This is a genomic window from Porphyrobacter sp. ULC335, assembly GCF_025917005.1.
Taxonomy (GTDB): domain Bacteria; phylum Pseudomonadota; class Alphaproteobacteria; order Sphingomonadales; family Sphingomonadaceae; genus Erythrobacter.
In genome coordinates, this window is the sequence record NZ_CP078091.1 from 2,196,945 (window position 1) to 2,211,361 (window position 14,417).

Below are 14,417 nucleotides of genomic sequence, written 5' to 3' on the forward strand. Positions count from 1 at the left end.
GCAGCCGGCGGGGGTAAGTCCGCCCGCAGGTCAGGCCCTGCCGCGACGCACCAGATTGAGCACCAGCAGAAGCAGGACCGATCCCAGCAGCGAGACCGCAATCGCGCTGAGGCTGAGATCGCCGCTCATGATATTGCCGCCGCCGATCAGCGGATTGAGCAGAAAACCGGCCACCAGCGCGCCGACAATCCCGACGACAACATTCATCAGGATACCGCCGCCGCCGCCCACCAGCATGCTGGCCACCCAGCCGATCAAGCCGCCGACGATCAATAGAATTATCAGGTTCATTGCATTTCTCCGATGATTGCAGGCGTTCTACCTGAGAACAGGCGGGCTTGTTCCGTGGCGGTGCGAATTGGGCTTGGGGGAGGGGGCGGGGAGGTCGTCTCAAAGCCTACCCCGTCACCCCAGCGGAAGCTGGGGCCTAGAGCGGAATGGCGCTTTGCTTGCGAACTTGGTGCCCAGCCGCCCTGGGTCCCAGCTTGCGCTGGGATGACGAGAAAAGAGATTACCGCGCTTGATCGTCGCCCCGGCCTTGAGCTGGGGTCCCGCTGCCTCTCTCACGCTTGGCTGATCGGAGATAAGCGGCAAGCCCGGGACGGGGGATGTTGTCAGGGCCAACCACACCCTCAATCGTCACCCCGGACTTGATCCGGGGCCAGGCTTATCTTCTCTCAATCCTGCGCCGAAAGAAGCCAAACCCCGTGTCAGGCACGGGGCGACGGGGTAAGCGAGGCTTTTGCGTTCGCATTTCGTAGGTTACAATCACGCATGGACGCCCCATGGACCGAGGATGAAGCCACCGAAGCCGCTGCTCGCTTCTTTGAGGAAGTCGCGGGCGACCTGCTGAGGCATGGTGGTGTGCAAGTCGGAAGAGAGAAGCCTCTACTGCGAAGCCATGCCTTTGCCTGTGCCGTTTTTGACAAGGTGGCTGTGATCCTCGCCAGCAAATATCAATGTGGCGAGTTGGACTACTCGTCGGCCGACGGCTTGGCGAACCGGTTCCAAAGCTTACTGAACACGCTCGGCACTTGGCCGAAAGATGTCTCAGACATCGGCCCCAAGAGGTGGTACGAAGTTTACGAGGCCTTCGACGCTGGCGAATGGGATCATTTTGGCCGATCAAGCGATCCGGTGGCCGAATTCACCAATCCGCAGGTAACCGAATTTCTCTCAAAGCACGGGTAGACCGCAACCCATCCTTCACCGCACCCAATCCAGCCCCATCTCCTCGAAAATCTCCTTGTCCTCGGCCCAGTTCTCCAGCTGCTTCACATGGAGATAAAGATGCACCGGCACGCCGAGCACCTCTGACAATTCCTTGCGCGCCGCGGCGCCGATCTGCTTGATCCGCGACCCGCCCTTGCCCAGCACGATCGCGCGCTGGGTTTCGCGGGCGACCACGATCTGCTGGTGGATTTCGATGCTGCCGTCCTTGCGGACCTCGTATTTCTCGGGGCGCACCGCGCTGTCGTAGGGCAGTTCCTCGTGGAGCTGCTGGTAGAGCTGTTCGCGGGTGATTTCGGCGGCGAGCAGGCGTTCGCTGGCGTCGGAGACCTGGTCTTCGGGGTACATCCATTCGCCTTCGGGCATCATGCCCGCCAGCGCGTCCTTCAGTTCCGGCACGCCGTCACCGGTCAGGGCCGAGACGAAGTAGATTTCGGCAAAATCGACCTTGCCCGCCAGATCCTGCGCCAGCGCCAGCATCGGTTCCTTCTTGGATCGGTCGACCTTGTTGATGACGAGGATCTTGCGCTCGGGGCGGTTCGCCAGAGCCTCCAGCAAAGGCTCCAACTCGTGGCGGCGCTGCTTGATCGGATCGACCAGCAGCAGCACGGCGTCCGCCGCCTCCGCGCCTTCCCACGCAGCGCTGACCATCGCGCGGTCAAGGCGGCGGCGGGGCGCGAAGATGCCGGGGGTGTCGACGAGGATCATCTGCACGCCCGCGCCATCCAGCTCATGCAACGCGATGCCGAGCATCCGCGCACGGGTGGTCTGCGCCTTGGCCGATGTGATCGCGACCTTCTGGCCGACGAGCTGGTTCACAAGGGTCGACTTGCCGGCGTTCGGCGCGCCGATCACGGCGACCATGCCGCAGCGGGTGCCGGGAGATGTGGTGGCAGAGGTGGGGGCGTTTTCGGGGGTGTTGTCAGTCATGCGCCGCCCATAACCTTTCGCGGCGGAATTGTCGAAGGCTGGCTGGCGGCAGGTGCGGTTTGATGCCCTCCAGACCCCGTTCACACCCCCTCTAGACCCCGTCCAGATCGGGTTAGGGCAGGGCTTGGCGGCGATGTTCCACGTGAAACATGACGAGAACAAAGTTCAGCCGAACTGTTCCAGAAATGCCTTGGCGGCCAGCCTTTCGGCTTCGCCCTTGCTGGTGGCGGTTGCCTCCGCGCTGCCGACATTGCGCACGCTCACCTGCACGGTGAAGCGCGCCGCATGGTCGGGGCCGCTCCGGTCGATCACCTCGTAGAGCGGGGTGGCACGGCGGTTCCCGGCGGCCCATTCCTGCAACGCGCTCTTGGGATGCTTGGACTTGCCCTCGTCGCCCTCCAACTCGTGCGCCCAAAGGCGGTAGATGAGCGCCTGAGCCGCATCGAAGCCATGTTCGATGAAGCAGGCACCAATCAGCGCCTCCATCACATCGCCGAGGATCTTGTCACTATCCGCCCCGCCATCGTCGCGCGCCTGCTTGCCGAGGCGGATGTGGATGGGGAGGCCGACGTTGCGCGCAATCCGCGCGCAGGTTGCCCCGCTGACGAGCGCATTAAGTCTTTGCGAAAGCTTGCCTTCGGGTGCGTCTCCTGCGCGGAACAGCCAGCTCGCCACCGACAGGCCCAGCACGCGGTCACCGAGGAATTCGAGCCGCTGGTAATCGGCGACATCCGCGCCGGAGCCATTGAAGCTGCCATGGGTCAGCGCCTCGAGCCACAGAGCCTCCCGCGCCGGAGCAAAGCCCTGTTCTTCCAGCCAGACTCGCGCCGCCGGATCGAGCCCGCCGCTCATAGCGTGTCTCCGATCCGGTCCCAGCGCGCGGCAGAGAACCACGTCCACGGCTTCACCCAGTCGGCCCCGCCATCGGTCGACCACACGATCACAGCCGCGCGCCCCACCAGCAGGTCTTGCGAGACGAAGCCCACGCCTTCGCCCGCCGAAGCGGGGAAGCGGCTGTCGAGCGAACTGTCGCGGTTGTCACCCATCACGAACAGCGATCCGGCAGGCACTGTCTTCTCGGCAAAACCATCCGCCTGTGTGAGACCGAAATCGAGAACATCGTAGCTTTTGCCGCTGGGCAGGGTTTCGCGGAACGCCTTGTAGCGGCACGCCTCGCTGCCGTCCGCGGCCCGCTCCACGTCGCCGCCCCACGCGCAGCCGGTGTTGGCCGACATCGGCACCATCACGTCGGCGATCTGTGCGCGCGGCACGCGAACACCGTTCAGCACCACCTCTCCGCCAATCACCGCCACACGGTCACCCGGCAGGCCGATCACCCGCTTGATATAATCGCGCCGGTCGACCGGATGCTTGAAGATCACGATGTCGCCGCGTTCGGGCGTACGCGGCAGCAACCGACCGCCCGGAAGCCCCAGATCGAAGGGCAGCGACTGGCGCGAAAAGCCATAAGGCCACTTGGCCGCCAGCAGGTAATCGCCGTTCATGAGGCGCGGCAGCATGCTTTCCGAAGGGATCGAGAAGGGTGAGAATACGAATACCCTGAAAGCCAGCACCACCAGCAACAGCTTGATGATAAACCAGACAAATCCGCCCCAGCTGTCGCCCGGGCGCGCGGCTTGCGCGGCGGGCTGCTGGGAGCCGAGCGATTGGGTCTTAACATCCATCACCTCAGCCCTTACTCGCAGCCGCACACTTGCGCAAAGGGGAACGGCGATGGGCGGCAGCAACGGAACAACGGGAGAGGCGGCAGTCGCTGCGGCATGGGCGCATCTGCGGGCGCTTTCGCACCCCAACCTGGCGCAGCTTTTCGCGGCCGATGCGCAACGTCCGGCGGCTTTGACCCGGCATATTGCCTGGCCGATCGAGCCCGGCAGTGACGCCGAAGCGGGCATGCTGATCGACTTTTCCAAGACTCATCTGAGCGATGAGGCGCTGGCCGCGTTCGAGGCGTTGGCAGACGCGGCGGGCTTTGCTGCGGCGCGCGAGGCGCTGTTCGGCGGCGGGATCGTCAACCCCACCGAAGGCCGCGCCGCCACCCACGGTGCATTGCGCGGCAGCGGCACGCCCGCGCAGGTCGAAGAGGCCGAAGCGCTGCTCGCCAGAATGGGGATGCTGGTCGAGGCAATCCACGAAGGCGCGCTGGGCGAAGTAAAGCATTGCATCGCCATCGGCATCGGCGGGTCGGCACTTGGCCCGGCGCTCGCCATTGACGCGCTGACCCGCGATCTGGCGCTGGTTGATGTGCATGTGGTCTCGAACATCGACGGGCTGGCGCTGGAACAGGCGTTCCGCGCCTGCGATCCGGCGACGACGCTGATTGCGGTCGCGTCCAAGACCTTCACCACCATCGAGACGATGACCAACGCGAACAGCGCGCTGAAGTGGCTGGCCGAAAACGGCGTGGAAGACCCCGATGGCCGCGTGGTCGCGCTGACGGCCGCACCGGAGAAGGCGGTGGAGTGGGGTGTGGATGAAACCCGCATCCTGCCCTTCGTTGAAAGCGTGGGCGGGCGCTATTCGCTGTTTTCCTCGATCGGGTTCCCCGTTGCTCTGGCAATCGGCATGGACGAATTCCGCGCCATGCTGGCAGGCGCCAAGGCGGTGGACGATCACTTCCGCCAGACCGAAGGCCGCGCCAATGCCGCGCTGCTCGCCGCCTTTGCCGACCAGTATTACACGCGGCTGCGGGGCTGCCAGACCCGCGCGGTCTTCGCCTATGACGAGCGGCTCGCCTTGCTGCCGGACTACCTCCAGCAGCTGGAGATGGAGTCCAATGGCAAGAGCGTTACGAACGATGGCCGCCCGGTCGACGGGCCGACTGCGCCTGTCACGTGGGGCGGAGTAGGGACCGATGCGCAGCACGCGGTGTTCCAGCTGCTCCATCAGGGCACGCATCTGATCCCGGTCGATTTCATCGCCAGCATCGCACCGGGCGACGATCTCGATCCAGCGCATCACCGTATCCTGCTGATGAACTGCCTTGCACAAGGCGCGGCGCTGATGGCGGGCAAGCCGTCGGACGATCCGGCGCGCGCCTATGCCGGGGATCGGCCCTCGACGACCTACCTCGTCGATGATTGCGATGCCGGGGCTTTTGGTGCGCTGATTGCCTTCCACGAACATCGCACCTTTGCCAACGCCGTGCTGATGGGGATCAACCCCTTCGACCAGTTCGGCGTGGAGCTAGGGAAGGCAATCGCCAAGCAGATCGAATCGGGGGAGGGCACCTTTGACCCGAGCACGGCCGCATTGATGGCAGCGGCAGGGCTGGGCTGAGGGCGAGCTGGTGCAGAATCGCCACAGTTTCAAATGGGCGTTGCGCTGACGCGTATTCTTATTCCTCGCAGAAGTTGCAGGATTTCACGCGCAAGCAAGATAAGATCGAATCTCGCCGCTGCGCCTGCAAGAATCAGCTGATTTGAACGCCTCGTCGCGTTCGAATTGCGCAGCGGCGGCGATTTCCTATTCTGGATGACAGGTAGCCCGGTGGCGCTACCGATCCCTCCAGCAAGGCCTGCCCATGAAATCCGCGCTTTTCCTTTCTGCACTTATTGTGATCAGCATGCCCGCGCTCGTGAACGCGCAGGCCCAGGATAACGGGACCGCGCGGTCCAAGGTCAAACCTGCCCGCCTGATCGAATTCAGCGGCGACCGCGAGTTCCTCAAGGAGTCCGAACGGCTGCGCGTGTGGCGCGGCGAGGTGGGCTACCGGCTCGAAGTCGATGCCGCAGGCACGCCGACCGATTGCGAACTGACCGAGCGGTTCCGGATGACCTATGTCAACGCCAAGCTGTGCGAGGTGCTGCTGCGCACTCACAGCTTCGAGCCCGCTCATGACGCCAGCGGCGCGGCCGTGGAAAGCACCTATGAGGGGCGGCTCAACTTCATGGAAATGCGCGAAAAAGATTGACTTTCGCCTGATTTCCAACACTCTCCGCGTCTGATCATGCTCCCAGACGTGGAAGGATTGAGGCCAATGGAAATCTCTCTCAAGCCATATTTTCTGGCAGCGCTGGCGAGTGCCAGTGGATTGGCGATGGCAACTTCCGCCGCTGCAACCACGGCTGTCGCGCAATCCGACGCGGCCGTAGCAGCGCTGGTGCGGCCGGCCGAGCTGGTGTCGTTCAATTACGGGCGGTTCGCCAACCGGGCTTGGGAACTCGGGCTTCCGCGGCAAAAGCTCGGCTTTACGGTTACGGTTGGCGCTGACGGGAAAGTGACCGATTGCACCTTCACGCGCAAGTTCCGGCAGGCGTTCGTTGCGGCCGAATTGTGCGATCATCTGAAGCTGACCACCCGCTTCAGCCCTGCTCTCGATGAAGCAGGCAATCCGGTCAGCAGCCAGTACAGCGACGTCGTGCAGCTCTGGTCGATTATCCGGCCCAACCGATAATCCTTTGACATTTGCGGTTCGAGCGCCCATCTGCGCCGCATCGAAGCGCGCTAGCCATGCGTGAAGCGGCGGAATTCTGAAAGCATCCGCCCCGGCCGCACTTCGGTTCTACCCCAAGACTTCCCTTTTCACGCGGGCGGTTTCAACCCCCGCGCCGCGCGTGGCGTGCCCGTAAACGTTTGGCGTTCGGGCAGCCCAGCGCGCGTCGCAGACTATTTGCGAGTATAATTCACATGACAACTTTTGCTGACCTCGGGCTGTCGCAGCCCGTGCTGCAGGCCCTCGACCTCAAGGGCTACAATACGCCGACCCCGATCCAGGAACAGGCCATTCCCGCCGTCCTCAAGGGCCGTGACCTGCTCGGCATCGCGCAGACCGGCACCGGCAAGACCGCCGCGTTCATGCTCCCCAGCATCGACCGGCTGCGCGAAGCCGACAAGCAGATCCCGTTCAAGTCCTGCCGTATGCTGGTGCTGGCTCCGACCCGCGAACTTGCGGTGCAGATCGCCGACAGCGCCAAGGATTACGGCGCGCTGGCCGGGCTGAAGGTGCAATGCATCGTCGGCGGCACCAGCGTGGGCAAGGATCGCAACAAGCTGCATCGCGGCACCGATATCCTTGTGGCAACGCCGGGCCGTCTGCTCGATCTGATCGACCAGAAGGCGCTCAACCTTGCCGGCATCGAAATTCTGGTGCTCGACGAGGCTGACCAGATGCTCGACCTCGGCTTCATCCACGCGCTTCGCAAGATCCGCGAGCTGGCGCCCAAGGATCGCCAGACGCTGTTCTTTAGCGCCACCATGCCCAAGGCGATCAAGGAGCTGGTGAGCGGCTTCTGCAACAATCCGGTGCAGGTTTCGGTCACGCCGGAAAGCACCACGGCAGAACGCATCGACCAGTACCTCTTCATGGTGCAGCAGGACGAAAAGCTCGCCTTGCTCGAAATGATCCTCAAGGGCCGTCACACCGTGCCGGGCACGGTCGAACGCGTGCTGATCTTCACCCGTACCAAGCATGGCGCGGACCGCGTGGTGAAGAAGCTGGAGCAAGCGGGCATCCCCGCCAATGCAATCCACGGCAACAAGTCGCAGCCGCAGCGCCAGCGTGCGCTTGACGAGTTCCGCAAGGCCCGCGTGCCGGTGCTGATCGCGACCGATGTGGCCGCGCGCGGGATCGACATTCCGGGCGTCAGCCACGTGATCAATTACGAGCTGCCCAACGTGCCTGAGCAATATGTGCACCGCATCGGCCGCACCGCGCGTGCGGGCAAGAGCGGGATCGCGATTGCCTTCTGTGCCGAGGACGAACGCGCTTACCTCAAGGACATCCGCAAGGTGACCGGCGCCGAGCTTGAGCGTCTGGCGCTGCCGGAGAATTTCCGTGCAGTGGTCGAAGGCGAAGGTCCGGAAAAGCCTGCCGCGCGCACGCCGATGAAGCGGGTGCAAGCGCGCCCGATTGGTCAGCGCAAGCCGCAAGGCGACCGCCGTCCTGACCACGGCGGCGGTGAGCGTCGCCCGCAGCAGGGCGAGCAGCGCCGCGCGGAAGGCGATCGCCGTCCGCAGGGCGACCGCAAGCCGCAAGGCGAGCGTCGTCCGGCCGAAGGTCAAGGCGGTGATCGCCGTGCCTTTGGCGGCGGCAAGCCCGGCGGCAATGGCGGCAACGGCGGCGGTCAGCGCCATCCCGGCGGCGGTCGTCCGCAGGGTGCTGGCGGCAACGGCGGCAATGGCGGCGGAAACCGCGGTCGCGGTCGTCCCGGCGGCGGCGGCGGTGGTCGCCCGCGTGCAGCCAGCGTCTGATCGCCAGCAGCTATAAGAACATGAACAGGGGCGGAGGCGGTAAGCTTCCGCCCCTTTTCCTTGTCTGAAATCATGCATTTCATCTGCGCAAGGTTGCCGCCTGCGCCGCGCGGGGCCATATGCGTCCGCGCAAGAATGGGAACAGCATGATGGCCGACGAATACGATTTTGACCTCTTCACCATCGGCGCTGGATCGGGCGGGGTGCGGGCCAGCCGCGTCGCCGCAGCCCACGGCGCGCGCGTGGCGGTGGCCGAGGAATACCGGGTTGGCGGCACGTGCGTGATCCGCGGCTGCGTGCCCAAGAAGATGCTCGTCTACGGCGCGCACTTCGCCGAGGATCTCGAGGATGCGAAGCATTTCGGCTGGACCATCGAGGGCAAGAGCTTCGACTGGGCGACCTTGCGCGATCACGTGCAGAATGATGTCACCCGTCTGGAAGGGCTCTACGGCCAGACGCTCGGCAACCACCATGTCACGATCTTCAACGAACGCGCGACCATCACCGGCGATCACCAGATCACGCTGGCGAGCGGCAAGGTCATCACCGCCAAATATATCCTCGTCGCCACGGGTGCGCGCCCGCACGTGCCGCAGTTTCCGGGCAGCGAGCATGTCATCACCTCGAACGAGGCGTTCCATCTCGAAACCCTGCCGCGCCGCATCCTGATTGCGGGCGGGGGCTATATCGCCAATGAATTCGCGGGCATCTTCAACGAATTCGGCTGCAAGGTGACGATTGCCAACCGCTCAGACACGATCCTGCGCAGTTACGATTCCGCGCTACGTGACAGGCTGCTCCAGATCTCGATGGTCAAGGGCATCACCTTCCTGTTCCACGCCGAGTTCGAGAATATCGAGAAGCAGGCCGATGGCACGCTGCTGGTCAAGCTGACCGGGCAGGAGCCTTGCGAATATGACGTGGTGATGGTCGCCACGGGCCGCGTGCCCAATGTCGAAGGGCTGGGACTGGAGACGGTCGGCGTGGAACTCGGCAAGAAGGGCGAGATTGTGGTCGACGCCTTCAGCCGCACCAATGTCGATCACATCTATGCCGTGGGCGATGTGACCGACCGTGTGCAGCTGACCCCGGTGGCGATCCGCGAAGGGCAGGCTTTCGCAGACAGCACCTTCGGCCCGGGCGAGCCTTATGCGGTCGATCACTCCTGCGTGCCGAGCGCCGTGTTCAGCCACCCGCCCATCGCCGCTGTCGGCATGACCGAGGGCGAGGCGCGCAACCAGCTTGGCAACATCAAGGTGTTCCAATCGGATTTCCGCCCGATGAAGAACGTGGTGGCGGGTCGCAACGAGCGCAGTCTTTACAAGATGATCGTCGATGCCGCGAATGACCGGATCGTCGGCATCCACATGATTGGCCCCGAAGCGCCCGAGATCATGCAGGCCGCCGCCATCGCGGTGAAGGCCGGGCTGACCAAGGCGGACTTCGACGCAACAATGGCAATCCACCCGACGATGGCCGAGGAACTGGTGCTCTTCAAATAAGTTGCAATAAAAAACCTATATGCTACCAGCGCCAGGTAACCACGCAAAAGGGGTAGGGCGCGATGGCAGGCACGGTTCTGGTAACGGGGGCGACCGGTTACATCGCCGGAGAGTTGATCCGGCAATTACTCGCCAAGGGCTGGATTGTCCACGGCACAGTGCGAAATGTCGCCAAGAGCGAGGGTGCATTGCGTGCCCGGCTCGGCAATCCGGCGCCGAAAACTTTCCGGCTCTTCGCCGCAGAACTCATGAGCGATGCGGGCTGGGCCGAGGCGGTGGCCGGCTGTACCCACGTCGCCCACGTCGCCTCGCCGATCCCAGCGCAGGCCCCCAAGCATGAGGACGATCTGATTGTCCCCGCGCGCGAAGGCACATTGCGAGCCTTGCGCTTTGCCAAGGCGGCCGGCGTCACGCGCTTCGTCCAGACCTCCTCGACCGCCGCAGTGATCTACGGCGTGGATCGCGGCACCTACACCTTCGACGAGAGCCGCTGGACCGACATCAACCACCCAGACGCCTATCCCTATGTGAAGTCCAAGACACTTGCCGAACGCGCCGCGCGCGAATGGGTGGCGGGGGAAGGGGACGATATGGAGTTCGTCTCGGTCAACCCCGGCATGGTGCTTGGCCCGGTGGACAGCGGAGATTTTTCCGCCTCGGTCGAGCTCGTTTCGCAATTGCTTTCTGGAGCCATGCCAATGGCGCCCAATCTCGGCTTTCCGATTGTCGACGTGCGCGACATTGCCGCGCTGCACGTGCTGGCGCTGGAGACGCCGGGGCTGGCAGGCGAGCGCTTCCTGGGTGCGGGCCAATTCCTCACCGCGCTCGAGATTGCAGGCGTTCTGCGCGCGCGGCTGGGCGATCAGGCACGCAAAGCGCCGACCCGGCCGATGCCCGACTGGGTGGTGAACATCCTCGCGCTGTTCAACGCCGAGGTGCGCGGGATCAAGACCGAGATCGGCAAGATCCGTCATGTCGATGCGAGCCATGCCAAGCAGCGGCTCGGCTGGACAATGCGGTCGGTGGAGGACACCATCGAAGATTGCGGCAACAGCCTGATCGCGCATGGAGTGGTGAAAGTCTGATGAAAGTAAACGGCAAGACAGTGCTGCTGACCGGCGGCAGCGCAGGCATCGGGCGCGAGATTGCGCGGCAGTTGAAGGCCAAGGGCGCAAGCGTCATCCTCACCGGACGCGATCCTTCGCGGCTGGACACAATGCGGGCCGAGGGGTTCGAGGCGATTGCAGCTGACCTTTCGAACGCCGCCGGGGTTGATGCGCTGGTCGCGGCGCTGGGCGATCGGCCCATCGACATTCTCATCAACAACGCCGGGTTGGGCGTGCCGCACGATGTCCGCAGTGAAATGCCTGATCCGGATGCGGCGGATGGTTGCCTCTATGCCAACCTCTCGGCGCCGGTCCGGCTGATCAGCGCGTTGCTCCCGCGCCTGCGTGCGCGCCCTGAAGCTGCGATCATCAACGTGACGAGCGGTCTTGCCATCGCGCCCAATACCGCAAGTTCGGTCTATTGTGCGAGCAAGGCGGGGCTGCGCAGCTTCACCATGGCGCTGCGCGCGCAGCTGGCAGGCGAGCCGATCCACGTGATCGAAGCTCTGCCGCCGCTGGTCGACACCCAGATGACTGCGGGCCGCGGCAAGAACAAGATGCCACCGGAAGAGTGTGCCCGCCAGATCATCGCCGCTCTCGAGAACGGCCACGACGAGGCTAATGTCGGCATGGTGAAGGTGCTGCGCGCGGTCTATTCGCTCTCCCCCGCGCTGGCGCGCAAGATAATGCGGCGGCTCTAGGCGCCGAGGCGCGCGGGGGCGAAAGTCTCCGGCGTGAGGCCTGCACGCAGGCAATCATCGGGGAATGGCAGTCCGAGCGTGGCCGCCGCCGCTATCGCTGACAGGGCGGGTGCGGTCTGGAAGCCAGCGCCGCCTTGCCCGGCGCACCAGATGAAGCCGGGTGCCCCTGCCGCTTCGCCGATCACCGGCAATTCGTCCGGCGCGAAACTGCGCAGGCCCGCCCAGCTGTGGCTGATGCGGCGGATGGGGAGGGTGGTGGCCTGCTCCACGCGGTCCGCGGCGATAGCGATGTCGAGTTCCTCGGCCGCCGCATCACACGGCTCTGACGGCGTCTGATCCATCGATGATGCCAGCAATTGCCCGCGGCCTTCGGGCAGCAGGTAGAAGCCTTCGCCGACAGTCTTGGTGAAGGGCCACGTCCGCACATCCTCGCCCTCGGGCGCGGCGAAGCTGATGACGGTGCGGCGGCGCGGCTGGAGGCCGATGGGGGTGACGCCTGCCATCTGCGCAATGACATCCGCCCAGGCTCCGGCGGCGTTCACAAGGATCGGGGCGGCGACGTCACCTGCGGCGGTTGCGACCCGCCAGCCGTCACCCTCCCGCGCAATCGCGTGAACCCGCGCTCCCGTCACCAGCGTTCCGCCTGCCGCCTTCAAGCTTGCGGCGTGGGCTTGCAGCATCGCGTTGGTATCGAGCTTCAGCGAACCGTGGTCGACCAGCGCGGCCACGCAAGCCTCTGGCCGCAAGGCTGGCATCAGCGCGCGCGCCTCATCGCAGCCGATGCGGGCGAAGTCGCAGCCGTACTCGCGGTGGACATCCTCCAGCGCATCCAGCGCCGCGATCTCGCCGATGCTGGCGATATGCAGCGCCGGGTGCACGCTGCCGTGCTCCGCCAGTTCCGCCATGCTCAGCGCGGTGAGCGCACGAACCGGTTCATTGCCCAACCCGTAATGCGCGAAAGCTACCGAGCGGCCCGAGGCGTGGTATCCGGGCGCGCTCTCGCCCTCCACAACCACCACGCGCGCCTGCCCGGCCAGCCGTGCCGCGACCGATAACCCTGCGATCCCGCCGCCCACCACCAGCACATCCGCCGTCCGCATCTTCGCATCCTCGCATCACCGCCATTTTTGCCACGTTGACGCTTGCGGCGCGCTAAGGCAACGCACCGTGCAAAGCTATTGAGAGAGGAACTCCATTGTCCGCCAATATCGCCGAAATGGAACGCCGCCGCGAAGCTGCCCGGATGGGGGGCGGCCAGAAGCGCATCGACGCCCAGCACGCCAAGGGCAAGCTGACCGCGCGCGAACGGCTCGACGTGCTGCTCGATGAAGGTAGCTTCGAAGAGGTCGACGCCTATGTCGAACATGACTGCACCGATTTCGGGATGGAGACGCAGAAGATCCCCGGCGACGGGGTGGTGACCGGCAGCGGCACCATCAACGGGCGGTTGGTCTATGTGTTCAGCCAGGATTTCACCGTGTTCGGCGGCTCGCTGTCGAAGCGCCATGCCGAGAAGATCTGCAAGGTGATGGACACCGCGCTGAAGGTTGGCGCGCCGGTCATCGGCCTCAACGATTCGGGCGGCGCGCGGATTCAGGAGGGCGTGGCGAGCCTCGGCGGCTATGCCGAGGTGTTCCAGCGCAATGTGCTCGCATCCGGCGTCGTGCCGCAGATCAGCCTAATCATGGGGCCGTGCGCGGGCGGGGCGGTCTATTCGCCCGCCATGACCGACTTCATCTTCATGGTGAAGGATTCGAGCTACATGTTCGTCACCGGACCCGAGGTGGTGAAGACCGTCACCAACGAAGTCGTGACGCAGGAAGAACTGGGCGGGGCGATCACCCACACCACCAAGACCTCTGTTGCCGACCTCGCCTACGAGAACGATGTCGAGGCGCTGCTGGCGACCCGTCGTTTCGTGGACTTCCTGCCGCTCTCCAACCGCGAGGGCGTGCCCGAACTGCCCACCAGTGACCCGTGGGACCGGATCGACAACAGCCTCGACACGCTGATCCCCGATAACGCCAACCAGCCCTATGACATGCACGAAGTCATCGCCAAGGTGCTGGACGAAGGCGATTTTTTCGAGATCCAGCCGATGCACGCGGGCAATATCCTGTGCGGTTTCGGCCGGGTGGAAGGGCGCACCGTGGGCGTGGTGGCCAACCAGCCGATGGTGCTGGCGGGCGTGCTCGACATCAACTCGTCCAAGAAAGCCGCGCGCTTCGTGCGGTTCTGCGATGCGTTTGAAATCCCGATCCTGACCTTCGTCGACGTCCCCGGCTTCCTCCCCGGCACCGCGCAGGAGTTGGGCGGGATCATCAAGCACGGCGCAAAACTGCTGTTCGCCTATGCCGAAGCGACCGTGCCCAAGATCACCGTCATCACCCGCAAGGCATACGGCGGGGCCTATGACGTGATGGCCTCCAAGCACCTGCGCGGTGACTTGAACTATGCCTGGCCCACAGCAGAAATCGCGGTGATGGGCGCCAAGGGCGCGGTGGAGATCATCTTCCGCCAGGACCGCGACAACCCCGAGAAGATCGCCGAGAAGACCAAGGAATACGAAGACCGCTTCGCCAACCCCTTCGTCGCGGCGCAGCGCGGCTATATCGACGAGGTGATCCACCCGCACTCGACGCGGCGGCGGATTGCGCTGGGGCTAAGGAAGTTGCGGACGAAGCAGCTGGAGAACCCTTGGAAGAAGCATGACAACATTCCGCTGTAAGGGGCGCACG

The 14,417-nt window shown here is 64.5% G+C and carries 14 protein-coding genes; 9 read left to right on the top strand and 5 right to left on the bottom strand.

Translation table 11 applies throughout. The features are described from left to right. Positions 1-30 precede the first annotated feature (30 nt). Positions 31-291, bottom strand: a complete 261-nt coding sequence (locus KVF90_RS10435) for a GlsB/YeaQ/YmgE family stress response membrane protein (protein ID WP_264391518.1) — start codon at positions 289-291, stop codon at positions 31-33. A 483-nt stretch (positions 292-774) separates the two neighbouring features. Here KVF90_RS10435 and KVF90_RS10440 point away from each other — a divergent pair, with 483 nt between their 5' ends. After that, positions 775-1,191 (top strand): hypothetical protein, encoded by a 417-nt coding sequence (locus tag KVF90_RS10440; RefSeq protein WP_264391519.1) that lies wholly within the window; start codon positions 775-777, stop codon positions 1,189-1,191. 15 nt (positions 1,192-1,206) lie between these two features. Here KVF90_RS10440 and era read toward each other — a convergent pair whose 3' ends face one another. The 3 genes from era to lepB all read right to left on the bottom strand — a co-directional run bounded on the left by era (position 1,207) and on the right by lepB (position 3,845). After that, on the bottom strand, positions 1,207-2,160 hold the full coding sequence (gene era / locus KVF90_RS10445; RefSeq protein ID WP_264391520.1) for a GTPase Era: 954 nt from the start codon (positions 2,158-2,160) through the stop codon (positions 1,207-1,209). Between the two features lie 165 nt (positions 2,161-2,325). After that, entirely contained in the window at positions 2,326-3,012 is a 687-nt protein-coding gene (gene rnc, locus KVF90_RS10450; RefSeq protein WP_264391521.1) for a ribonuclease III, read from the bottom strand. Next, entirely contained in the window at positions 3,009-3,845 is an 837-nt protein-coding gene (gene lepB, locus KVF90_RS10455) for a signal peptidase I (RefSeq protein WP_264391522.1), read from the bottom strand. The genes rnc and lepB overlap by 4 nt, the downstream gene beginning before the upstream one ends. 49 nt (positions 3,846-3,894) lie before the next feature. Here lepB and pgi point away from each other — a divergent pair, with 49 nt between their 5' ends. The 7 genes from pgi (at position 3,895) to KVF90_RS10490 (ending at position 11,679) form a co-directional block, all read left to right on the top strand. After that, the gene (gene pgi, locus KVF90_RS10460; RefSeq protein WP_264391523.1) at positions 3,895-5,457 is read left to right on the top strand and encodes a glucose-6-phosphate isomerase; all 1,563 of its coding nucleotides are present in this window, start codon (positions 3,895-3,897) and stop codon (positions 5,455-5,457) included. Between the two features lie 244 nt (positions 5,458-5,701). Then, on the top strand, positions 5,702-6,091 hold the full coding sequence (locus KVF90_RS10465) for a hypothetical protein (RefSeq protein WP_264391524.1): 390 nt from the start codon (positions 5,702-5,704) through the stop codon (positions 6,089-6,091). A gap of 66 nt (positions 6,092-6,157) precedes the next feature. Beyond that, a complete protein-coding gene (locus KVF90_RS10470) occupies positions 6,158-6,574 on the top strand; it encodes a hypothetical protein (RefSeq protein WP_264391525.1) in 417 nt (138 codons plus the stop codon). Between the two features lie 233 nt (positions 6,575-6,807). Continuing rightward, on the top strand, positions 6,808-8,370 hold the full coding sequence (locus KVF90_RS10475; RefSeq protein WP_264391526.1) for a DEAD/DEAH box helicase: 1,563 nt from the start codon (positions 6,808-6,810) through the stop codon (positions 8,368-8,370). 149 nt (positions 8,371-8,519) lie between these two features. Then, positions 8,520-9,872 carry a glutathione-disulfide reductase gene (gorA, locus tag KVF90_RS10480; RefSeq protein WP_264394480.1) on the top strand — a complete coding sequence of 451 codons (1,353 nt, stop codon included), beginning with the start codon at positions 8,520-8,522 and terminating at the stop codon, positions 9,870-9,872. 62 nt (positions 9,873-9,934) lie between these two features. Beyond that, a complete protein-coding gene (locus KVF90_RS10485; RefSeq protein ID WP_264391527.1) occupies positions 9,935-10,957 on the top strand; it encodes an NAD-dependent epimerase/dehydratase family protein in 1,023 nt (340 codons plus the stop codon). Beyond that, on the top strand, positions 10,957-11,679 hold the full coding sequence (locus KVF90_RS10490) for an SDR family oxidoreductase (RefSeq protein ID WP_264391528.1): 723 nt from the start codon (positions 10,957-10,959) through the stop codon (positions 11,677-11,679). The genes KVF90_RS10485 and KVF90_RS10490 overlap by 1 nt, the downstream gene beginning before the upstream one ends. Here the strand turns inward: KVF90_RS10490 and KVF90_RS10495 are convergent. Continuing rightward, the gene (locus KVF90_RS10495; protein ID WP_264391529.1) at positions 11,676-12,779 is read right to left on the bottom strand and encodes an NAD(P)/FAD-dependent oxidoreductase; all 1,104 of its coding nucleotides are present in this window, start codon (positions 12,777-12,779) and stop codon (positions 11,676-11,678) included. The genes KVF90_RS10490 and KVF90_RS10495 overlap by 4 nt on opposite strands. A 95-nt stretch (positions 12,780-12,874) precedes the next feature. Between KVF90_RS10495 and KVF90_RS10500 the strand changes: the two genes are divergently transcribed. Further along, entirely contained in the window at positions 12,875-14,407 is a 1,533-nt protein-coding gene (locus KVF90_RS10500; protein WP_264391530.1) for an acyl-CoA carboxylase subunit beta, read from the top strand. Positions 14,408-14,417: the final 10 nt, after the last annotated feature.

What these genes read in the sequence shown, in the direction of transcription:
- KVF90_RS10435 (WP_264391518.1), bottom strand. Translation starts at nt 291, where the DNA reads ATGAACCTGATAATTCTATTGATCGTCGGCGGCTTGATCGGCTGGGTG.
- KVF90_RS10440 (WP_264391519.1), top strand. Translation starts at nt 775, where the DNA reads ATGGACGCCCCATGGACCGAGGATGAAGCCACCGAAGCCGCTGCTCGC.
- era (WP_264391520.1), bottom strand. Translation starts at nt 2,160, where the DNA reads ATGACTGACAACACCCCCGAAAACGCCCCCACCTCTGCCACCACATCT.
- rnc (WP_264391521.1), bottom strand. Translation starts at nt 3,012, where the DNA reads ATGAGCGGCGGGCTCGATCCGGCGGCGCGAGTCTGGCTGGAAGAACAG.
- lepB (WP_264391522.1), bottom strand. Translation starts at nt 3,845, where the DNA reads ATGGATGTTAAGACCCAATCGCTCGGCTCCCAGCAGCCCGCCGCGCAA.
- pgi (WP_264391523.1), top strand. Translation starts at nt 3,895, where the DNA reads ATGGGCGGCAGCAACGGAACAACGGGAGAGGCGGCAGTCGCTGCGGCA.
- KVF90_RS10465 (WP_264391524.1), top strand. Translation starts at nt 5,702, where the DNA reads ATGAAATCCGCGCTTTTCCTTTCTGCACTTATTGTGATCAGCATGCCC.
- KVF90_RS10470 (WP_264391525.1), top strand. Translation starts at nt 6,158, where the DNA reads ATGGAAATCTCTCTCAAGCCATATTTTCTGGCAGCGCTGGCGAGTGCC.
- KVF90_RS10475 (WP_264391526.1), top strand. Translation starts at nt 6,808, where the DNA reads ATGACAACTTTTGCTGACCTCGGGCTGTCGCAGCCCGTGCTGCAGGCC.
- gorA (WP_264394480.1), top strand. Translation starts at nt 8,520, where the DNA reads ATGGCCGACGAATACGATTTTGACCTCTTCACCATCGGCGCTGGATCG.
- KVF90_RS10485 (WP_264391527.1), top strand. Translation starts at nt 9,935, where the DNA reads ATGGCAGGCACGGTTCTGGTAACGGGGGCGACCGGTTACATCGCCGGA.
- KVF90_RS10490 (WP_264391528.1), top strand. Translation starts at nt 10,957, where the DNA reads ATGAAAGTAAACGGCAAGACAGTGCTGCTGACCGGCGGCAGCGCAGGC.
- KVF90_RS10495 (WP_264391529.1), bottom strand. Translation starts at nt 12,779, where the DNA reads ATGCGGACGGCGGATGTGCTGGTGGTGGGCGGCGGGATCGCAGGGTTA.